This window comes from Butyricicoccus sp. AM05-1 (assembly GCF_003474415.1).
GTDB classification, from domain to species: Bacteria; Bacillota; Clostridia; order Oscillospirales; family Butyricicoccaceae; genus Agathobaculum; species Agathobaculum butyriciproducens.
The window spans coordinates 653,683-673,025 of sequence record NZ_QUDG01000001.1 but is presented as its reverse complement, the minus strand read 5'-3'; the positions used below and the strand labels follow the sequence as shown (position 1 = coordinate 673,025).

The following is a 19,343-nucleotide window of genomic DNA, read 5'->3' as shown; positions in this document are numbered from 1 at the left end:
ACACCCGTCAAGATTCTTCTTGACGGGTGTTTTTGTTGTAAAATTGCGGTTGCGCGGCAGCTATCAGAACAGAGCCAGAATTTTCGCAATCTCACCGCGGGTGATATTGCCGTTCGGTCGGATGGTACCATCCGAGTAACCGCCGATGACACCGGCGGAAACGCAGGTCTTGACTTGCTCGGTCGCCCACGTTGGAATTACGGACGCGTCCGTGTAATTCAGGCTGACCGCCGCATAGCCGCGCGGCAGGCAGCGGCCGATGACCGTCATAACCTCAGCGCGCGTCATGGTAGCCTGCGGGTTGAAGTACAGCTTGCCGTTGCTGCCCGAGCCGTTCATAATGTTCGCACGCGAAACTGCGGCAACTGCGCCGCGTGCCCAACTCGGGATGCTGTCCTCATCAGCAAAGCCGAGCGTGCCGGAGGTGTTGGAGGTATCCAGATTCAGCAGACGCGCCATCGTCACCGCGAATTCCTGACGAGTCAGGTTGCGGTTCGGACGAAAATAGGTGCTGCCGTTTGCGGTTTCGCCCTTCATGATGCCGCGTGCGCTCAGCAGGGAAGCATAGCCGTTTGCCCAGTGCGACGCGGTATCCGCGAACACGTTGGATGCCGAACCGGCGGTTACGGTCGCACAAACGCGCGTGCGGTTGCCTGCATCATCGGACACGTCAGCGGTCACGGTATGCGTACCGGCAGACAGCGTGCCGGTCGTAATGGTCATGGTCGAGCCGCTCATCACAGCTGCACCGGAAACGGCTTTGCCGTCCACCTTGACCGCAATATTGCTTGCGCGGACCGGATATTTGCCGTTTTCCATGGTGGCAGTGCCGGAAAGCGCGGCATTTGTGCCGATGCTGACCGTTGCCGAGGTCGTATTCAGCTTGACCGACGGTGCATCCGTATTCGTCACCGCATGATCTGCGCTCAGTACGATCTGGTCGAGGTACAGCGCCGAGCCGCCGGAGCCTGCGCCGGATTTGTCAAACCGCAGACCGGTGAACTGCTGTGCGCCGTCCGGCACGCTTGCCGTCAGCTGCTTCCAGCTGTTGCCGGTTGCAGCGGACAGGGGAGCGGTCAGCTCATTGCCTTCCGCGTCGGCAAACACCGCCGTGAGCGTGCCTGCCGTGTTCCTGCTGCGCGCCCACAGTGTCAGGTACTGCATGCTCGAAGCATCAGCCGCCGGAACGGAAATCGTAAAGCCGTTCGTGTCGGTGCCGTTCCACATCGCCTGGAGCGAACCGGTGCCGCGTGCCACCGAGGTGTAATCCGTCACCCGCGAGAGTGTTACGCCGTCCGATGCGGTCAGATTGTTCAGACCGTTTTCAAAATCCGCAACGGTATGAGCGCTCTGGGCATCGCCCATGCCGACATTGATCGGGATGGACTTGCTTACGCTGCCATACGAGCAGGTGAGCGTGCCGGAGGCCATCTGGCTGCCCGCAGTGAACACGCCGTCCGCATTTACCGCACCGACATCGTCGGACACACTCCACTTGAAGCAGGAATCCGCAGCTCCCATTATATGACCGAGGTGGTACGCGAGCGCATCCACGTTGACGGTCTGGTTCGGCTTGACCGAGATAGAGCTGAGCGCTTTGCCGCCGCTCTGTAGTGCGATCGAGTCCACACCGGTGGTGATGCACACGTTCATCAAGCCGGAAATCGTGCCGTTTGAGCCGGTAATGGTCGCACGTCCGGCCTCGCTGCCCGCGGTGAACGTCTGGCCGGAGACCGTGCCCAGTTCATCATTCACCGTGTAGCTGAGGTCGGTCGGTGCGTCTGCCGAGGCGTAAGACGCATCTGCACCCTTGACCGAGAACCAGGTACTTCCGCCCGGGAGCACATAACGGTGGCTGGGCGTGAGCACAGCATGAGCCGTCACACCGTCCGCCGCGATGTTGTTGACAAAGAAAATGTAGTTGGCGCACGCGCGCTGCGAGCCGTCCGACGGCTGGGAGATCAATGCTGCGGTGCTCTCGCCGGGATTGCGGACCGCCATTGCGGAGGAGCCGCCGCCATCCAGACAGATGGCGCGGACACAGCCGAGCTCCTTCAGCTCCTGACCGAGTTCTGCCGCCGTCAGACCGACGCTGTACGAGGGCTGGTTGCCGTCGATTTCATACAGAACAACCGTGCCGTCCGCTTTCACGCCGACTGCGCTGCGTGCTCTGCGGGTCGAGCCTGCGTCAATGCCGTCGGTCGTAATCGTGCTGTTGTCCATCAGCAGCTTGCCGCCGACCGCATACTGCACGTCGCTCCAGCTGCTGTCGTTCGCTGCGATGGACAGCGTGACTTCTTCGCCAACCTCGAAATCCACCCACGAGGGCACATTTGCGCCGTCCGACTTGGTAAGCACCATCTGGTTTTTAGTGATCGTAATGGGACTGCTGCCCGTGCCCTTGTTCACGACCTTGAGCTTGACCGAGCCGTTGACCTTGACCGGTGTATCATCCACGCGCTCGAGGATAATGCTCGTGCCCTTGGCTGCAAAGTGCGTCGAGTCATCGTAGTTGTGATCGAGCAGGTACGCGCCAGCCGTCGTGCGCGTCTTGTTGAAGTAGGACACGTTGACCGTGCCGCTCTTGCCACTCACGCGGATGCCCATAGTCGGGCGGCCGAGGACAGCTGTGCCGTCCTGCTTGAAGCCGACCGCGTACTGCCAGGCATCGGACGAAATGAGCTCGCCGCTGTCGATGACCAGACCGATCGGAATGCCGGTAGACATAACGAAAAAGTCTGCATTCATGCCGCCAAGCACGGTTTTTCCCTGATTCTGCAGATATTTCACCGCATTTGTGATGGTGGCCTTGCTGCCGTACAGCTGCTCATCGGCGTAGACCATGAGGGGCGTGACACCGGTGTTCGGCGAGTACGTCAGCACGTTCGCGCGTTGCAGACCGGCACTGTTTTTGCCCTCGGTGCGGCTGTACTGCAGACCGCTGCCGAGGGAGTAGGTGTAGCTGAAGCTGTTGTCGAAAACGGCTCCGGCAGCGCCTGCGCATAGCTGCAGAGCGGCAAGCGCGGCTGCAATCAGGCGATAGGGACGTTTGACTGATGTTCTCATAATCCTTGAGTTCCTCCTTTTATTGCGGGTGTGAAAAAAGGGACATACTTTTCAGTATGTCCCTGAGGCTGTCGAAAAACTTCGTTTTCCGAACAGCCTCTCGCTCGAAACCACGCTTTCGAGCGAATCTCGAAGAAAAACCGCGGCCCGCGGACGCATTTTTTCTTCCCTTGTATAAATTCCGAGATACACAAGGTGAATTGCCGCATAGCGGCAAGAGAGGGTGGCCTGGGCCATGCTCCCGGAATTTATGAATTTGCAAAGCAAATTCGATTGAATGCGTGCTGCCGCACGAAGCATAAAAATCAAATATTGCTTTTTCGACAAGCTAAGGGACATACTTTTCAGTATGTCCCTAATTGTAAACGCTTCTGGTGGATTTGTCCAGTACCTTACACACTCTTTACTACTTTTTCCAGAACCTCGGACAGCTTGGGACTGCGCACCGCGATATCGGCCACTCGATGGTAGAGCGCCTTGCGCGCATTGTACAGGCGGTGTGTTTCCGCCTGCTTGTCCGGCTTATCGAGCAGCGGGCGATTCGTGGAATAGGAAAGGTTCTTCATAATGCGGTAGAACGGTGTGTCGAGCAAGATGAGCAGACCGGTCTCCTTGACAGCCGCCACATTCTCCGGACGGAGGACAGAGCCGCCGCCGAGCGCAAGTACGATGCCGTCTCTTTGAGACAGCTCTTTAATATACGCGGTCTCGCGGTCGCGGAAATAGGCTTCGCCCTTTTCAGCGAAAATCTCGGAGATTTTCTTACCTTCCTTCGCCTCAAGGTAGATGTCCGCGTCAATAAATTCCAGTCCGGTCAGACGCGCCAGCTTACGGCCGATAGTGGTCTTGCCGCTGCCCATAAAGCCGCACAGCACCAGATTTTTCTTGCCATGCTTCTCGTGCAGACGCTTGACCGCCATTTTACCATAGGTGCGGCGCAGAATGGTTTCGCACGCCTGCGGCTCAAAGGTCACGCCGGTCCAGATGGTCTGCGCATGCGCCGCCTGCATGACCAGCATGAACAGTCCGTCGCGTGTTTTGGTCTTGCGCGGATTGGCGAGCTTCATAGTCGAGGTCACCGGCGGATTGTAGATTGCATCGAACACATACTCGGTCTTGTGCGGCAGATAATGCAGCGGAGCCGCGTTTTCCTTCGGGTACATGCCCACCGGTGTGGAATTGAGCACGATATGAATATCGCGCGGAATGTGCCGGCGGCTGAACACGGAAATGCGTGCGCCCGGAACGGCATCGGTCAGCTGCTTCTGCAGTGCCTCCGCCTTCTCGAGGTTGCGTCCCGTGATGATTAGGTACGCGCCCTGCGTCACGCAGTGGTATGCCATCACGGAAGCCGCGCCGCCATAGCCGAGCAGCAGCACCTTTTTACCCTGGAGCGATACGCCGTCACGGTTCAGCGACTCCGCAAAGCCGAGGATATCCGTGTTGAAGCCGGTCGCCTTGCCGTCCGCAAAGCGGACCGTGTTGACCGAGTGCAGGTCGCGGGCGGCAGTATCAATCTCATCGAGCAGCGGGATGACGGCCTTTTTGTGCGGAATCGTGCAGTTGATGCCGCCGAGCTTGCGCTTGGCCAGTTCGAACGCTTCGGGTAAATCCTCGGGCGGAACGGCAACGCCGATGTAGTCCGCATCCTGACCGGAGGCTTCGAACAGCTGCGCGTGCAGCTCCGGGCTCATGGTGTGACCGAGCGGCCAGCCAAACAGGGCATAGGTGGTCTTTTTCGGCTCGAAAGCGCGAAATTCGTCCATGGAAAGCAGCATGACTCAGTCCCCCAGACGTTCGAGGGTGTTGAAGAAATCGGGGTAGGAGATAGCAACGACCTCCGGCTCGTCAATGCGGCTTGCGCCCTCGGCTGCCAGACCGAGCACGGCAAGGCTCATCGCAATGCGGTGGTCCTTATAGGTCTCGAACGATGCGCCGTGCGGCTTTGCACCGCCGTGCACGATCATGCCGTCGTCGGTCTCCTCGACATCTACGCCGGCCTTGGTCAGCTCTGCGACCATAGCGGCAATGCGGTTGGACTCCTTGACCTTGAGCTCCTGCGCGTCGCGGATAACGGTTTCGCCCTCAGCGAATGCAGCGGCTACCGCGATAACGGGCAGCTCATCGATCAGGCGCGGGATGATAGCGCCGCCGATTTCCACGCCGTGCAGCTTGCTGTACTTGACGGTCAGGTCGCACATCGGCTCGGCCTCATCGCGGAAGTTCGACTCGGTGATGTCCGCACCCATGTCGCGCAGAACGTCCAGAACGCCAGTGCGGGTCGGGTTCACGCCGACATTCTTGATGGTCAGCTCGCTGCCCGGTACGATAGCGCCCGCAACGAGGAAGAACGCCGCCGAGGAAATGTCGCCCGGAACCGCAATATCGACCGCATGGAGATCCTCCGGCGGGTCGAGCGTGATGGTGCTGCCGCTGGTCTCAATCTCAACGCCGAGTGCGCGGAACATGCGCTCGGTGTGGTCGCGGGAGGGAGCCGGCTCGATAACGGTCGTCTGGCCCTCGGCGTACAGACCTGCCAGCAGGATGGCGCTCTTGAGCTGAGCGGATGCTACCGGCAGACGGTATTCAATACCGTGCAGCTCGCTCGGGAACAGGGTCAGCGGGCAGAAATTGTCGTTCTTGCCCTCAATGGACGCGCCCATTTCACGCAGCGGCTTCATCACGCGGCCCATCGGGCGCTTCTGGATGGACGGGTCGCCGCTCATGGTAACGGTGAACGGCTGACCGGCCAGAATGCCGCACAGCAGGCGGGTGGTCGTGCCGGAGTTGCCGGTGTACAGCGCTTCTGACGGCGCTTCGAGACCGTGCAGACCAACGCCTTCCACGATAACCTCGTCATCGGTGATGTTGATCTCGACACCCATCTTGCGGAAGCAGTCAATGGTGGACAGGCAGTCCTCGCCCATCAGAAAGCCGGTGATGTGGGTGGTGCCGTTGGCAAGTGCGCCGAGCATAACGGCACGGTGCGAGATGGATTTGTCGCCCGGCACGGTAATTTCACCGCGCAAAGGGCCGCAGGGTTGAATTTGCATGGGTTTGTACTCCTTTTATTCGTTAGGCACGCAATAGCTGCCGATTACTTTGATATAGGGAAGCTCCTCATGAAGCTGATACAGCAAGGACTGCACCGCATGGTCGCGCATGTTGCCGGTGAAATCGACATAGAACACATAGCACCACGGGCTGTCCTTAAGCGGACGCGAGTGGATTTCGGTCATGTCGATGCCGTAGTGCGCGATGGTGTCCAGCACGGTGATGAGCGTACCGGACGCATTGGGAATGTGGAATGCGATCTCGATGCGGTTATCCTCGGGCTGACAGGTCAGCGTTCTGCTGACGGCGATAAAGCGTGTTTCGTTGTGCTGCATGTCGTTGATGCCCTCGGCGAGAATGTCGAGACCGTAGCGCACAGCCGCCTCCTGCGAGCAGATGGCAGCAAGGCTCTTGTCGCCCTTTTTCTGCACGTTCTGGGCCGCGATGGCGGTGTTCGCCACCTCGATGGCCTCCAGATCGTGCTCGGAAATGAAGCTGTGGCACTGCGGCAGCGCATGCGGATGCGAGCAGACACGCTTGACATCCTCGAGCTTTGTGCCGGGCACCGCCGCCAGACAGTGCGAGATTTTCTTGATGTACGAGCGGTTGATGTACAGGTCGTAGTCGAGCAGAAGGTCATAGACCTCGCTGACCGTGCCTGCCGTCGTGTTCTCGACCGGTACGACGCCGATGTCGGCCTTGTCGTCGCGGACGGACTGGAAAACCTGCTCCCAGGTGGGGACGTTGTGCGGTTCGCAGTTCGGGAACAGCGCCCGCGCGGCCAGCTCCTGATATGCGCCCGGAACCCCCTGATAGAACACGGTTTTCGGCTCGATAAGCGATTCATTTGGCTTAAATGGGAACTTTTCCGGCGCCTGACGCAGAATCTCACTGTACTGATACTCACGGCTCGCGCGGATCATGCTCTGCAGAAGGGAAACGTACTTGAGCTGCAGCTCCTCCTCCATACCGGCGGAGCGCTTTTCAACGATTTCCGCTTCACGGTCGGGCTTGTAGATTTTGTCGTCCGACTGGGCCTTGGTCTTTGCGACCTCGAGCGCCAGCGACATACGCAGCAGGAACAGCTCGCGGATAGCGGAGTCAACGCGGTTGATGTCCTGACGGATTTCGGGAAGTTCACGCATGATAACCCTTCGCCTCCCTCAGAAGATCTGCCAGTGCAACGGCACAGGCGGCCTCGACCACCGGCGCGGCGCGGGTGACGATGCATGGGTCGTGGCGGCCGTGGATGGACAGCGGCTCGACCTTGCCGGTGTGGATGTTGAGCGTATCCTGCACCATGCCGATGGACGGCGTAGGCTTGATGCACGCGCGTACGATGAGCGGCATGCCGCTCGTGATGCCGCCGAGGATGCCGCCGTTGTTGTTGGTTTCGGTCTTGACAACCCCGTTTTCCTCATAAAACGGGTCGTTTGCGTGCGAGCCGCGCAGCGCCGCAAAGGCAAAGCCTGCGCCGAACTCCACGCCCTTGACAGCGGGCACGCCGAACAGGATGGAGGCCAGACGGCTCTCCACGCTGTCGAGCATCGGGCTGCCGATACCGGCGGGGAGTCCGACTGCGGCGCACTCGATGACACCGCCGACCGAATCCTGCTCCTCGCGGGCCTCCTCGATGGCGGCCAGCATGGCCTCGAGCGCACGCGGATTGTTCACCGGATATTCGGCGTTCCGCAGCGCATCCAGCTGCTCGGCGGTGACTTCTACATCGTCGAACGGCATATCCTGAATCTGCGCGATGGACTGGATGTGCGAGCCGACCGTCACGCCCTGTTCCTTGAGCCACAGCTTGCACAGCGCACCGGCAAACACCAGCGGAGCCGTCAGTCGGCCGGAGAAATGGCCGCCGCCGCGCGGGTCGTTGCAGGAATCGTAGCGCAGCATACCCGTGTAGTCTGCGTGGCCGGGACGCGGCTGCGCCGCCAGCTCTGCGTAGTCGTTCGAGCGCTGATCGGTGTTGCGGATGACGACACAGATAGGCGTGCCGGTCGTTTTGCCGTTGTAGATGCCGGACTGAATTTCCGGCCTGTCCGGCTCCTTGCGCGCGGTGGACTGCTTGTTGCGGCCCGGTGCGCGGCGCTCCATCTCGCGCAGGACAAACGCCTCGTCATACGCCACACCGGACGGGAATCCGTCGATCACAACGCCGATGCCCGTGCCGTGCGATTCACCGAAAATGGAAATTTTGATTGTATTGCCCCAGGTAGAACCCATGCTTCTCCCTCCTTACAGCTTCAGAACGTATTCGTGCAGCTTTTCTGCATCAATCGGGGTAATTTCTGCCCGACCGGCTTCTCGCACGAGAATAAAGTTGACCGTTGCGCCGAATTTCTTTTTGTCCGACAGCAGAGCATGAAAGATGGACTCGCGGTCGTAGTTCAGCTCGGTCGGCAGACCGATGTGCTTCAGAATGTCGATGAGCGGCGCGGTCAGATCCTCGTTGCCCAGCAGGGCAGAGAGCCGCATCGCGGCCACCATGCCGATCGCCACCGCCTGACCGTGGGTGAGGTCGGTGTAGTTGCCCAGTTTTTCTGCCGCGTGGCCGATGGTGTGGCCGAAGTTCAGTATCATGCGCAGTCCGGTGTCGTGCTCGTCGATGACAACTACATCGCGCTTGATCTTAACGCACTCGTAAATGATATTCTCAATGTTGGACTTGTAGTTCGGCTGAGAAACCATCGTCAGGATTTCCCGGTTGGAAATGTAGCCGTACTTAACGACCTCGGCCATGCCGTCCGCAAAGGTGCTGTCCGGCAGGGAAGCGAGCACGTTCGGGTCGATGAGCACGAGCCGCGGCTGATAGAACGCGCCGACGAGGTTTTTGCCCTCGGGCAGATCAACGCCGGTCTTGCCGCCGACCGAGGAATCCACCTGCGCGAGCAGCGTGGTCGGGATCTGGCACAGCGACACACCGCGCAGGAAGGTCGCCGCCGCAAAGCCGGTGATGTCGCCGACAACACCGCCGCCGAGCGCGATAATCAAATCCTTGCGGGTCATGCCGGCGGTCAGCAGATCATGGTAAATGCCCTCAACCGTGGAAAGCTGCTTGTGCTCCTCACCGGCGGGAATGACCGTGTGCGTCACCGGCAGGGAGAACTGCTTTTCCAGCTTCTCGAGATACAGCGGCGCTACCGTTGAATCCGACACGATATGCACGCGGCTGGGCGAAAAGGTTTCGAGGATTACCGTGCCCGCGTGGTCCAGCAATCCGGTTTCGATATGAATTTCGGACACGCCGTTCGCGCCCGTCAGACTCAGCGTTTCTGCCATTTTTACAACACCCTTTTGGTTGAATTAGTAATTAGGAATGAGGAATTAGTAATTGCCGTTATCCTTTATATTTGCGAAGGAGGTCGGTGGAACACCGACCTCCGGCTATCTTACATTATAATGCGTATCAGATTTCTCTGTCAACTGCCGCTGCAACAGCGCGCAGTGCGTTCATGGTGTGGTGGAACGAATCGTAGGTCAGCGACTGTGCACCGTCGGACAGAGCATGTGCAGGATCGTTGTGAACCTCGATCATCAGACCGTCTGCGCCGGCTGCAACAGCAGCCTTTGCCAGCGGCTCGACCATCCAGTAAATGCCGCCTGCATGGGACGGATCAACGACGACCGGCAGATGGCTCATGCGCTTGAGCACCGGAACGGCGGAAATATCAAGCGTGTTGCGGGTGTACTTCTCGTAGGTGCGAATGCCGCGCTCGCAGAGGATAACGTTCTCGTTGCCGCCCGCCATGATGTACTCGGCGCTCATCAGGAACTCCTCCATGGTGTTTGCGAAGCCGCGCTTGAGCAGGATCGGCTTGCGGGTCTGGCCGAGTTCTTTCAGCAGCTCGAAGTTCTGCATATTGCGTGCGCCGACCTGGAAGCAGTCGCACTTGTCCATGAAGATGTCGATATGCGCCGGATTGGTGATCTCGGTGACAACCGGCAGACCGGTTGCCTCATGCGCCTTGTGCAGCAAGTCCAGACCCTCAGCCTTCAGGCCCTGGAAGGAGTACGGGGAAGAACGCGGCTTCCACGCACCGCCGCGGAGAACGGTCGCGCCGTCTGCCTGCACATGCTTCGCCACGTCGATGATCTGCTCCTCGCTCTCGACCGAGCACGGACCTGCCATAACGACCAGCTTCTTGCCGCCGACAACAACGCCCGGTGCGATCTCAACGGTGGAGTTGTCCGGATGGAACTTGCGGTTTGCCAGCTTGAACGGCTCCTGCACCTTAATGATGTTCTCAACCTGCGGGTCAAGCATGAGTGCGTCCTTGTCAACAGCGCCGGTGTCGCCGACCAGACCGATAACGATGGTGCCCTCGCCGTAGATCGGGTTTGCCTTTACGTTCCAGCGCTCGATATGCTGGGACAGTTCCTCAACGTGTTCGTGGGTCGTGCCCTGCTTCATAATGATGATCATGTTGTGTATCTCCCTTATATAGGTGGTATTTGCTGTTTGTCACGGCAGAATGGGTATAAAAAAAGCCCTTCATCCACAAAGAGGGACGAAAGACAAACGGTTCCGCGGTACCACCCACATTCGGCATAACAATGCCGCACTTTTTCGGATACAAATATATCCTATCCCTTTAACGGAGGAAATCCGTCAGCGCCTAATTCGATAGGGTTCAGCGCCGCAGCTCAGGAGGGAACTTCATCGTACCGGCGTCTGCGTCCGTTTCCAGTCATGCCGGACACTCCCTGAAAGCCGCACTTGGAACGATTACTTTCCTCTGTCATCGCTTTGTGCAATATTTGTGTTTATTATATCGCTGGACGGGCGAGTTGTCAATGACTGATTTGACATGGTTCGATGAAAAAATGCATAAATTTTCATATATTCTGACAAGTCCCTGACCTTCCGCACGTCAAGCGGATGCGTAATGAACCACCGCAGGGCGGGATGAGGTCATCCTGCCCTGCAATACAGATTGGCAATGAAGGATAATGGTCAATCACAACATTTATTCTCCATCCTCAATTCTCAATTTACCCTTCTACTTTAGCAATCTGCGGCATAAGGTATAGTGGTGATGAAAATGGACAAACGAAAAGCGGCCTTCCGGCAGGCGATTTCGTGCCTGCCGCCGATACGGCGGGCGCAGCTGGAGCGGCTGGACAGGCCGGAGGACATCGAGGAATTACGCTTTCGCGCGGGACAGCCGCCTGCGGCGAAAACTGCCGTCGGAGAGCGGCCGCTCCCTCTTGAGGCAGTCACATCGGCGGAGCTGCGCGAGATGCTCAGCCGAGCCGCGCAGTATTCCGTGCATAGTTATACAGACAGTTTGCGGCACGGCTTCCTGACGTTATCCGGCGGGCATCGACTGGGCATCTGCGGCACAGCCGCCGAAGAGGACGGCCGCGTTATCGGGGTGCGCGGCCTGAGTTCGATCAACCTGCGCATTGCACATCAAGCTGAGGATTTACAGGCGCAGATTGCCCGCTGGATAGGAACGGACGAGCCGCAGTCTGCCTTGCTCCTGTCACCGCCGGGATATGGCAAAACGACCTTGCTGAGAGAGTGGGTGCGCTACTTCTCCGACCGCGGTTTCACTGCTGCGATTGCGGACGAGCGCAGCGAGATTGCCGCTCTCGCGGACGGCGTACCGCAGCTTGCAGTTGGGCGCTGCACGGATGTGATGGAAGGCTGCTCAAAATGGCAGGCGGCGGTCATGCTGCTCAAAACCATGTCGCCTGCCCTGCTCGCTCTTGATGAAATTACTGCGCCTGAGGACGCAAAGGCGGTATCGCTCTGCACACACTGTGGAACGGCAGTGATTGCGTGTGCACACGCGGCCGGACTGGATGATCTGCGGCAGCGGCCGATCTACCGTGAGCTGCTCGCACTCGGCGCATTTCATCAGGCGGTTATTATCGAAAAACGGGACGGACAGCGGGTCTACCGCATGGAACGATGGGAGGAGACGAAATGTTAAAGCTGATCGGTTCGGTGATGGTGTTCGGCTCATGTGCGGCGCTCGGACTGTCTGCGCGGCAAAATCTGCGGCGCAGAGTGGCGGCGGCAGACGCGATGCTGCTTGCGCTCGGTCTTATCCGCAGCGAGATTTCCGGAAGACGGACACCTATGCCGGAAATTGTCGGTCTGCTGGCGGAAAACGAGCAGCCGATTATCCGCAAAGTCTTTCGCACGCTGCAGCGCCGCTTGCGGGAGCAGAACGGTCTGTCGCTCGGCTACCTGTGGCGCAGCACCCTGCGGGATTGCCGCGCACAGGTCGGACTTGGCGCGCAGGAGTGCGACATTCTGTGCGACGCCGCAAACTACTTAGGTCGCTACGATGCGGACGAGCAGCTGACCGGACTGTCGCAGGTGGAGCGGCGGCTGGCGGCCTCGCGGGAGGCAGCACAGGAGGATTTGGCCAATCGGGGGAATCTGTACCGGACCTGCGGCATTGCGCTCGGTCTGCTGGTGATTCTGGTGCTGATCTAAGCGGAGGAAAACGATGGATGTTGATCTGATTTTCCGCATTGCGGCGGTAGGAATTTTAGTGGCGGTGCTCGGACAGCTGCTTTCCCGCTCGGGCAGGGAGGAGCAGGCGCTGATGACGACACTCGCGGGTTTAATTGTCGTTTTGATGCTGATTGTTCAGGAAATCGACCGCCTGTTCACCATGATGAAAAATGTATTTGGGTTTTGACGATGGAATTAGGCTTGATTTGCGGCATTGTCCTTGCGGCGCTCACGCTGTCGCTGGTGCTGAAAAAGGACGCGCCCGCTATCGCGTTTCTGCTGGTGCTGACGGCAGGCGTGATCCTGCTTTTGCGGGTGTTCAGCGCAGCCGGAAGCGCGGCGCAGCGGTTTTCCGGTCTGCTCTCGCAGTGCGGCTTGGATTCCGCGCTGTATCTGCCGGTGTGCAAGGCAGTCGGTGTGGCGGTCGTGGTGCGGATCGCAGCCGCGCTTTGTCGGGACGCCGGTCAATCCGCGCTTGCCGCCAAGATGGAGATTGCAGGCGCTGTCCTGACGCTTTCCGTGTGCCTGCCGCTTTTCGAGCAGGTGCTCGACCTTATTACGGAGTGGGCGGTATGAGCAAATGCAAACTGGCGCTGAACGCCATTCTCGTGCTCCTGCTGCTTCTGCCGTTCGCGCATGCGGCTGTGAGTGAGGAACAGGTGCAGTCAGTCGGCGGCAGCAGTCTGACTGACGCTATGCCGAACAGTGCGCGGCAATACCTTGACGGCGTATCGCCGGAAAACGCGGACACGCTGTCGGATTCGGTCTCCCGCGTGCTGGAAAACATGACCTCGGACAGCCAAAGTGCGATTCGGACTGCACTTGGCGGACTGTTGCGCGTAGCCGTGATTGTGCTGCTGGCCTCGGCGGCGCGCGGCTTTTCTGCGGCGGCGGGCGGCGAGGCCAACGACTGGATCGACATGGCGGCGGCACTTGGCTGTGCGGCAGTGCTCCTGCGGGATTTCACGGGTGTGCTGTCGCTCTGCCGCGACACGCTCGACCAGATCGGCGTGTTTTCGGGCGCACTTCAGCCGGTGCTCGCCACTGTACTTGCGACCGGCGGCAACACGGCGACCGCAACGGTTTTACAGGCGGCGACTATGGTGGTGTTTGATCTTGTGATACGGCTGGTGAACGCCCTGCTTGTTCCGGCGGCGTGCGCGTATCTTGCTATCACGGCGGTGGATGCCGCGGCGGGCAACGGCATGCTGCGCGGCATCGCGGACGGCATAAAAACCCTGACCTCGGGTGTACTTAAACTCATTTTAACGCTGTTCACCGCATATCTTGCGATAGCGGGCGGTGTTTCCGGCAACGTGGACCGCATGGCGCTCAAGACCGCGAAACTTGCGGTGTCCGGTGCGGTTCCGGTGGTCGGCGGTGTGATTTCGGACGCGACCGAAACCATGCTGTCCGGTGCGGCTCTGCTGCGCGGCTCAATCGGCATTTTCGGGATGCTGTGTGTAGCGGCTATCTGCTTTGTGCCGTTCGTTCGAGCGGGAGCAAGCTATTTGTGCTACAAGGCGGGGGCAGCCGTGCTCTCGCCGCTGTGCTCGGACGGCATGAAGCGGTTCCTCGAAAACGTAGGCACCGGCTTTGGTCTGCTGCTCGGCATGCTGAGCACCTGCTGTATGATTTTATTCCTCGAACTCGTGTATATGGTGGCGATGGTGAAACCGATATGACTGAATTACTGCAAACAATATTACTGCGCGTGACGATCGCGGGAGCCGCGTCTGCGGTGGCGCTCAAGCTGGCAGGCGGCGGAGCCTTAAAAGAGGTTGTGCGGACAGCCGCCGGTCTGCTCATGCTGCTGGCGCTTCTGCAGCCGTTGGCGGGACTGCACTTGCTGTCGTGGAACTGGCAGAGCAGCGTCTCGCAGAGCGACTTAGACGAAATGCAGGCGCACAACATGCAGACCACGATGAGCACGGTCGCGGCGAGCATTGCGAAGGCGGTGCAGCAGCGTGCGGAGGAAGCCGGTATTCCGTGCACGGTGAATGTGGAGATGGCGAATGATGCGGACGGACTGCTGCAGGTCGATAAAGTAACCGTGTACTATGACAGTACAGCGGCGAATCGCCTGTCCGAGCTGCAAAGTCTGCTGACCAAGGAATGCGGCGTACCCGCAGAACGACAGGAGCTGATCGCAAGATGAAACTGCCGGATAACGAAAACTTAACTGCCGTCAAGGAGAAAATCCTGCCGGTTTTGAAGAAATATCGGGCCGTGCTGGCGGTATTGCTCGCGGGCGTGCTGCTGCTCACCTCGGGGCACAGCGGAAACACGGAGCAGGTGCAGACCACAAGTGCGGATACAACGGTTTCGCAGTCGTTCGACCTGAACGATTTTCAACAGGAACTGCAGACGAGACTTTCGGGGATTTCCGGCGCCGGACGTGTGGAGCTCATGCTGTCGCTCGACCAGACCGAGGAATCGGTCTACGCGGTCAACACCCGCCAGACAAGCGGGAGTGACAGCCACAGTCTGGAGAGCGATGTCAGCGTGGTATCGAACGGCAGCTACGGCGAAACGCCCGTGACGGTCAAGCGCGTTCTGCCGGTATTCCGCGGTGCGGTTGTGCTGTGCGATGGCGCAGATGACGCATCCGTTCGGCTGTCCGTCACACAGGCGGTCAGCACGGTGTGCGGCATCGGTGCAGACAAAGTTACGGTTCTGAAAATGAAATCCGATACATAAGGTATACCAATTCGTTAGGAGGGCAGGCAGATGAAGAAGATCAAAAAACGCGGAGCGGTCTACGGTGTGATCGCGCTGCTGCTGTGCGCAGCGGCTTACCTGAACTGGAGCTACGTTGACACGCCGGAGGACCTTCTTGCGGCGCAGCAGACCGACGCACAGGTGGATACGCAGACCGATACCTCGGCGGGCAGTGCCGCCGGTGAGAGCGATTACTTTGCGTCCTCACGGCTAACGCGCACGCAGGCGCGAGACGAAGCGGTGAGCACACTCAAGGAACTTAGTGAGAGCGACACCGCAGACCAGAGTGCAAAAGACGATGCGGCGGCACAAATTTCCGCACTGGCGGACGACACGGTGGCCGAAGCCAACATCGAGAGCCTGATTCGCGCCAAAGGCTACGAGGACGCAGTTGTGATGCTCGGTGACAGCAGCGCGAATATTGTGGTAGCGCCGCCGGACGGTGGTCTGCAGGCTGAGGACGTGGCTGTTATCCGTGATATCGTTATCTCGGAGACCGGCATGACGGCAGGGCAGATCAAAATCGTGGAAGCATCTTAATAGATAGCGTGTATTTTTACTTTGCTTTTTACACAAACTGTGCTATAATGCTCTTAGACAATACCGGATGATGGGATTGTCTCAAAAAAGGAGAGTGAGCACTATGGCAGATCACAAGGAGTACTGGTCCACCGAAAGCGATCAGGGCTCTATCCGTATCTCTGAGGATGTTGTTGCGTCTATCGCAGCACTGTCGGCCTCGGAAACCAAGGGTGTCAGCGGTTTGTATTCCAGCCTGACGAGCGACATTGTCGGCTTTATCAGTAAAAAGAATTTGTCCAAGGGCGTCCGTATCGAACTCGGCGACGATGATACCGTTAAGGTGGAAATCGGTTTCCTCGCACTGTTCGGCTACAACATCTGCGATGTGGCAAAGGAAGTGCAGGAGAACGTCAAGTCCTCGATCGAGTCCATGACCGGTCTGCGCGTTGTCGAGATCAACGTGCATGTCGGCGGCGTGACATTCAAGCCGTCCGCTTCGGCTGAGGAAAAGGCCGAGCCGGCATCGTCCGAGACCGAAACTCCGGCGGAGACGGCAGACGCCGAGTAACATAAGCAAAACAGGCATGGCTGCGGCTGTGCCTGTTTTTTGTTGTCCGGTTTTATGAAATATGGAATACCGCCTTGCGTTTTGCCCGAAAATAGGATAAAATAGTTATACTGAATAATAGGCAAAATTTGCGTAGAATATAGGAGGTCCTGCCGCATGTGTGTGATGAGCAGAACAAAAGCAAGAGAAATTGCGCTGCACCTGATTTTTGAGATGGGGTTCCAGCAGTTTGAAGAAGAAAATCTGAACGAGCGACTGGATGAGGAAATCATGAAGTCCATCAGCGGCGATATCGCACTGTATGCGGGCAAGCTGAGCGAGGAACAGACCGCGTATATCCGCGCGGTGGTAAAGGGTGTGGCGAACGACCTGCCGGTGCTCGATACCATTATCGAGGCCAATTCCAAGGGCTGGTCGCTCAACCGCCTGTCCCACATGACGATCGCGGTACTGCGTCTGGCGCTCTTTGAGATGCGCGATGTGGACGATGTTCCGGTTGGCGTAGCGATCAACGAGGCCGTTGAGCTGGCGAAGAAGTATGACACCGAGGATGCGGCTTCCTTCATCAACGGCGTGCTCGGCTCTGCCGCTCGTGCAGAGTTCCCGCAGGGAAAGCAGGAGAGTACCAATGCCTGAGCGCTTTATGGGAATTGATACGTCCAACTACCGCACGTCGGCGGCGATTTACAACGCCGAGACCGGTGAGTGGGTCAACCGCGGCGGACTGCTGACCGTGCCGGAAGGCGCGATCGGTCTGCGCCAGTCGGATGCGCTGTTCCAGCATACCGTGCGTCTGCATGAAAAAATCGAGGCTCTGCCGCAGGGAGAGGTGCGCGCCATCGGCGTCAGCACCCGTCCCCGTGCGGTGGAAGGCTCGTATATGCCGTGTTTTCTGGCAGGAGAGAGCGTCGCGCGGAGCGCGGCGCATTTGCTTTCCGTGCCGCTTTTTACCGTTTCCCATCAGCAGGGACATATCGCGGCAGCGGCGCTGTCGGCTGGCAAGTTGGATTTGCTTGACGGCGAATTCCTGGCGTGGCATCTGTCCGGCGGCACGAGTGAGCTGCTGCATGTGAAGTGCGGCGCGGACGGCCTGCCGGACTGCGCCTGCATCGGCGGCACGACCGACCTTGCAGCCGGTCAGCTGCTCGATCGCGCGGGAAATCTGCTCGGTCTGCCGTTCCCGTCCGGTGGCGCACTGGACGCGCTGGCGCTTACCGCCGAGCCGGAAAAGGGGTTCAAACCCAAGGTAAACGAGTGTAAATTCTCGCTCTCCGGTATGCAGAATCAGGTAGAGAATAAATTCAAGAGCGCCGAGCCAAAGCAGATGGCGCGTTTTGCACTCGAGACCGTGGCAAATGCCGTTATCAAAGCCACCGAGCAGGCACGCGAGCAGTATCATTGCCCGATTTTATGCGCCGGTGGCGTCATGGCCAGCCAGATTATCCGTGCCCGCATGAATAAACGGTTCGGCGGGGAGATCTCCTTCGCGGAGCCGACACTTTCGGGAGATAATGCTGTGGGCGTGGCAGTGCTGGCGGCAAAACTCTGTAACAGATAGGAGGTAGGAGTTCGGTGGTAGGGATGGGAAATTGAAAATGGAGGATGGAAAATGAACCAAACTCCTCAGTCCTGCCTCCTCACTCCTAACTTGTTGGAATGGCAACGATTTACACAGTATCTCAATTAAACAATGAAATAAAGGACTTGCTCGATGCGGTTCCCGGCTACCGCGGGTTAATGGTGCAGGGCGAAATCTCGAACTACAAGGCGCATTCGTCCGGGCACCACTACATGACGCTCAAGGACGAAAATGCGGCCATCAATGCGGTCATGTTCCGTTCGGATGCGATGCGGCTGAAATTCCGTCTGCAGAACGGCATGAAGGTCATCGTCAAGGCGCGCGTCAGCTCGTTCCCGCGCACAGGCGCGGTGCAGCTTTACGTCTCCGAGATCATTCCGGACGGTGCAGGTGCGCTCAACCTTGCGTTTGAGCAGCTCAAGGCTAAATTGCAGGCGGAAGGCCTGTTCTCCGAGCGGTACAAGAAGCCGATTCCGACCTGTCCGAACGGCATTGCGCTTGTGACCTCACCGACCGGCGCGGCGGTGCGCGATATGATCCGCATTCTCGGTAGGCGCTGGCCACTGGCCAAGGTTGTGCTCTATCCTGCACAGGTGCAGGGTCAGGGCGCGGCGGAGAGCATTGCACGCGCGATCGCTCTGGCGAACGCCATCGGCGAAGCAGATGTCATTCTGTGCGGTCGAGGCGGCGGCTCGATGGAGGATTTGTGGGCGTTCAACGAGGAAGTGACTGCCCGGGCGATTTTTGCCTCTGAGATTCCGGTGATTTCCGCGGTCGGCCACGAGCCGGATTTCACGATTGCGGACTTTGTTGCCGATCTTCGTGCGCCTACGCCGTCCGGTGCGGCGGAGCTTGCCGTGCCTGACAGAGCCGAGTACGCGCTGAACTTACGCACACTGGATGCACGTCTGCACACGGCGGCGCACCGCAGAACAGAGCAGCAGAGAAAGCTGCTGGACGGTCTGCAGGAGCGGCTGTCGAATCGCACACCGATGAAATACATCGAGGAAAAACGCCTGCTGCTGACCCAGACCGAGGAACGCCTGCTTTCGGCGGTTCCGGCGCGGCTGGAGACCGAGCACAACCGACTGAACGGACTGCGGCAGCGCCTGCTCACGGCAGGACAAAGCGGTCTGCACCGCTGTAAACTGCGGTTCGCACAGACTGTGGCGACACTCGACGCAATGAGTCCGCTGCGCGTTTTGGGCCGCGGCTACGCGGTAGCGACCAAGGGTGCCAAGCATACGGTTGTAACCGATGCAGCGGCGCTCAAGCAGGGAGACACCCTGCATATTCAATTTGCAGAAGGTGCGGCAGACTGCCGCGTGACCGATATCGAGGAGGACAAGTAA

The 19,343-nt window shown here is 58.9% G+C and carries 19 protein-coding genes and 1 other annotated feature; of the genes, 12 read left to right on the top strand and 7 right to left on the bottom strand.

Translation table 11 applies throughout. From position 1 onward, the window contains the following. Nucleotides 1-63: 63 nt before the first annotated feature. The 7 genes from DW088_RS03710 to aroF all read right to left on the bottom strand — a co-directional run bounded on the left by DW088_RS03710 (nucleotide 64) and on the right by aroF (nucleotide 10,552). Nucleotides 64-3,066, bottom strand: coding sequence for an S-layer homology domain-containing protein (locus DW088_RS03710; protein ID WP_118359583.1), 3,003 nt, complete (start codon nucleotides 3,064-3,066; stop codon nucleotides 64-66). A gap of 392 nt (nucleotides 3,067-3,458) precedes the next feature. Continuing rightward, nucleotides 3,459-4,844, bottom strand: a complete 1,386-nt coding sequence (locus tag DW088_RS03705) for a shikimate kinase (RefSeq protein ID WP_118359581.1) — start codon at nucleotides 4,842-4,844, stop codon at nucleotides 3,459-3,461. A gap of 3 nt (nucleotides 4,845-4,847) precedes the next feature. Further along, nucleotides 4,848-6,119, bottom strand: coding sequence for a 3-phosphoshikimate 1-carboxyvinyltransferase (aroA, locus tag DW088_RS03700; RefSeq protein ID WP_118359579.1), 1,272 nt, complete (start codon nucleotides 6,117-6,119; stop codon nucleotides 4,848-4,850). 15 nt (nucleotides 6,120-6,134) lie between these two features. Continuing rightward, nucleotides 6,135-7,265: a prephenate dehydratase gene (pheA, locus tag DW088_RS03695; RefSeq protein WP_117750868.1), complete on the bottom strand. Its 1,131-nt coding sequence runs from the start codon at nucleotides 7,263-7,265 to the stop codon at nucleotides 6,135-6,137. After that, the gene (gene aroC, locus DW088_RS03690) at nucleotides 7,258-8,352 is read right to left on the bottom strand and encodes a chorismate synthase (protein WP_118359577.1); all 1,095 of its coding nucleotides are present in this window, start codon (nucleotides 8,350-8,352) and stop codon (nucleotides 7,258-7,260) included. The genes pheA and aroC overlap by 8 nt, the downstream gene beginning before the upstream one ends. A gap of 12 nt (nucleotides 8,353-8,364) precedes the next feature. Continuing rightward, nucleotides 8,365-9,408, bottom strand: coding sequence for a 3-dehydroquinate synthase (gene aroB / locus DW088_RS03685; RefSeq protein ID WP_118359575.1), 1,044 nt, complete (start codon nucleotides 9,406-9,408; stop codon nucleotides 8,365-8,367). A gap of 127 nt (nucleotides 9,409-9,535) precedes the next feature. Beyond that, entirely contained in the window at nucleotides 9,536-10,552 is a 1,017-nt protein-coding gene (gene aroF, locus DW088_RS03680) for a 3-deoxy-7-phosphoheptulonate synthase (RefSeq protein ID WP_118359573.1), read from the bottom strand. 78 nt (nucleotides 10,553-10,630) lie between these two features. Further along, nucleotides 10,631-10,881, bottom strand: a binding site (T-box leader). A 290-nt stretch (nucleotides 10,882-11,171) separates the two neighbouring features. On the opposite strand from aroF, the gene DW088_RS03675 reads away from it, so the two are divergent. From DW088_RS03675 to xseA, 12 genes are all read left to right on the top strand, one after another. Next, a complete protein-coding gene (locus tag DW088_RS03675; RefSeq protein WP_147356542.1) occupies nucleotides 11,172-12,068 on the top strand; it encodes a stage III sporulation protein AB in 897 nt (298 codons plus the stop codon). Then, nucleotides 12,062-12,580, top strand: a complete 519-nt coding sequence (locus DW088_RS03670) for a stage III sporulation protein AB (RefSeq protein ID WP_158574600.1) — start codon at nucleotides 12,062-12,064, stop codon at nucleotides 12,578-12,580. Before DW088_RS03675 ends, DW088_RS03670 begins: the two co-directional genes overlap by 7 nt. A 13-nt stretch (nucleotides 12,581-12,593) precedes the next feature. Next, on the top strand, nucleotides 12,594-12,788 hold the full coding sequence (spoIIIAC, locus tag DW088_RS03665) for a stage III sporulation protein AC (protein ID WP_110436696.1): 195 nt from the start codon (nucleotides 12,594-12,596) through the stop codon (nucleotides 12,786-12,788). Nucleotides 12,789-12,790: 2 nt separating this feature from the next. Beyond that, nucleotides 12,791-13,177, top strand: a complete 387-nt coding sequence (locus tag DW088_RS03660; RefSeq protein WP_118359567.1) for a SpoIIIAC/SpoIIIAD family protein — start codon at nucleotides 12,791-12,793, stop codon at nucleotides 13,175-13,177. Beyond that, nucleotides 13,174-14,286, top strand: a complete 1,113-nt coding sequence (locus tag DW088_RS03655) for a stage III sporulation protein AE (RefSeq protein ID WP_118359565.1) — start codon at nucleotides 13,174-13,176, stop codon at nucleotides 14,284-14,286. The genes DW088_RS03660 and DW088_RS03655 overlap by 4 nt, the downstream gene beginning before the upstream one ends. Beyond that, complete coding sequence (locus DW088_RS03650; protein WP_118359563.1) at nucleotides 14,283-14,759, top strand: stage III sporulation protein AF; 477 nt, start codon at nucleotides 14,283-14,285, stop codon at nucleotides 14,757-14,759. The genes DW088_RS03655 and DW088_RS03650 overlap by 4 nt, the downstream gene beginning before the upstream one ends. Continuing rightward, a complete protein-coding gene (locus DW088_RS03645) occupies nucleotides 14,756-15,301 on the top strand; it encodes a hypothetical protein (protein ID WP_118359561.1) in 546 nt (181 codons plus the stop codon). The genes DW088_RS03650 and DW088_RS03645 overlap by 4 nt, the downstream gene beginning before the upstream one ends. 30 nt (nucleotides 15,302-15,331) lie before the next feature. Next, nucleotides 15,332-15,862: a SpoIIIAH-like family protein gene (locus DW088_RS03640; protein ID WP_118359559.1), complete on the top strand. Its 531-nt coding sequence runs from the start codon at nucleotides 15,332-15,334 to the stop codon at nucleotides 15,860-15,862. Nucleotides 15,863-15,965: 103 nt separating this feature from the next. Further along, complete coding sequence (locus DW088_RS03635) at nucleotides 15,966-16,412, top strand: Asp23/Gls24 family envelope stress response protein (RefSeq protein WP_118359557.1); 447 nt, start codon at nucleotides 15,966-15,968, stop codon at nucleotides 16,410-16,412. Nucleotides 16,413-16,568: 156 nt separating this feature from the next. Next, nucleotides 16,569-17,048 carry a transcription antitermination factor NusB gene (gene nusB / locus DW088_RS03630; protein WP_118285986.1) on the top strand — a complete coding sequence of 160 codons (480 nt, stop codon included), beginning with the start codon at nucleotides 16,569-16,571 and terminating at the stop codon, nucleotides 17,046-17,048. After that, nucleotides 17,041-17,970: a DNA-binding protein gene (locus DW088_RS03625; RefSeq protein WP_118359555.1), complete on the top strand. Its 930-nt coding sequence runs from the start codon at nucleotides 17,041-17,043 to the stop codon at nucleotides 17,968-17,970. Before nusB ends, DW088_RS03625 begins: the two co-directional genes overlap by 8 nt. Before the next feature lie 98 nt (nucleotides 17,971-18,068). Then, nucleotides 18,069-19,343, top strand: a complete 1,275-nt coding sequence (xseA, locus tag DW088_RS03620) for an exodeoxyribonuclease VII large subunit (protein ID WP_118359553.1) — start codon at nucleotides 18,069-18,071, stop codon at nucleotides 19,341-19,343.

What these genes read in the sequence shown, in the direction of transcription:
- DW088_RS03710 (WP_118359583.1), bottom strand. Translation starts at nt 3,066, where the DNA reads ATGAGAACATCAGTCAAACGTCCCTATCGCCTGATTGCAGCCGCGCTT.
- DW088_RS03705 (WP_118359581.1), bottom strand. Translation starts at nt 4,844, where the DNA reads ATGCTGCTTTCCATGGACGAATTTCGCGCTTTCGAGCCGAAAAAGACC.
- aroA (WP_118359579.1), bottom strand. Translation starts at nt 6,119, where the DNA reads ATGCAAATTCAACCCTGCGGCCCTTTGCGCGGTGAAATTACCGTGCCG.
- pheA (WP_117750868.1), bottom strand. Translation starts at nt 7,265, where the DNA reads ATGCGTGAACTTCCCGAAATCCGTCAGGACATCAACCGCGTTGACTCC.
- aroC (WP_118359577.1), bottom strand. Translation starts at nt 8,352, where the DNA reads ATGGGTTCTACCTGGGGCAATACAATCAAAATTTCCATTTTCGGTGAA.
- aroB (WP_118359575.1), bottom strand. Translation starts at nt 9,408, where the DNA reads ATGGCAGAAACGCTGAGTCTGACGGGCGCGAACGGCGTGTCCGAAATT.
- aroF (WP_118359573.1), bottom strand. Translation starts at nt 10,552, where the DNA reads ATGATCATCATTATGAAGCAGGGCACGACCCACGAACACGTTGAGGAA.
- DW088_RS03675 (WP_147356542.1), top strand. Translation starts at nt 11,172, where the DNA reads ATGGACAAACGAAAAGCGGCCTTCCGGCAGGCGATTTCGTGCCTGCCG.
- DW088_RS03670 (WP_158574600.1), top strand. Translation starts at nt 12,062, where the DNA reads ATGTTAAAGCTGATCGGTTCGGTGATGGTGTTCGGCTCATGTGCGGCG.
- spoIIIAC (WP_110436696.1), top strand. Translation starts at nt 12,594, where the DNA reads ATGGATGTTGATCTGATTTTCCGCATTGCGGCGGTAGGAATTTTAGTG.
- DW088_RS03660 (WP_118359567.1), top strand. Translation starts at nt 12,791, where the DNA reads ATGGAATTAGGCTTGATTTGCGGCATTGTCCTTGCGGCGCTCACGCTG.
- DW088_RS03655 (WP_118359565.1), top strand. Translation starts at nt 13,174, where the DNA reads ATGAGCAAATGCAAACTGGCGCTGAACGCCATTCTCGTGCTCCTGCTG.
- DW088_RS03650 (WP_118359563.1), top strand. Translation starts at nt 14,283, where the DNA reads ATGACTGAATTACTGCAAACAATATTACTGCGCGTGACGATCGCGGGA.
- DW088_RS03645 (WP_118359561.1), top strand. Translation starts at nt 14,756, where the DNA reads ATGAAACTGCCGGATAACGAAAACTTAACTGCCGTCAAGGAGAAAATC.
- DW088_RS03640 (WP_118359559.1), top strand. Translation starts at nt 15,332, where the DNA reads ATGAAGAAGATCAAAAAACGCGGAGCGGTCTACGGTGTGATCGCGCTG.
- DW088_RS03635 (WP_118359557.1), top strand. Translation starts at nt 15,966, where the DNA reads ATGGCAGATCACAAGGAGTACTGGTCCACCGAAAGCGATCAGGGCTCT.
- nusB (WP_118285986.1), top strand. Translation starts at nt 16,569, where the DNA reads ATGTGTGTGATGAGCAGAACAAAAGCAAGAGAAATTGCGCTGCACCTG.
- DW088_RS03625 (WP_118359555.1), top strand. Translation starts at nt 17,041, where the DNA reads ATGCCTGAGCGCTTTATGGGAATTGATACGTCCAACTACCGCACGTCG.
- xseA (WP_118359553.1), top strand. Translation starts at nt 18,069, where the DNA reads ATGGCAACGATTTACACAGTATCTCAATTAAACAATGAAATAAAGGAC.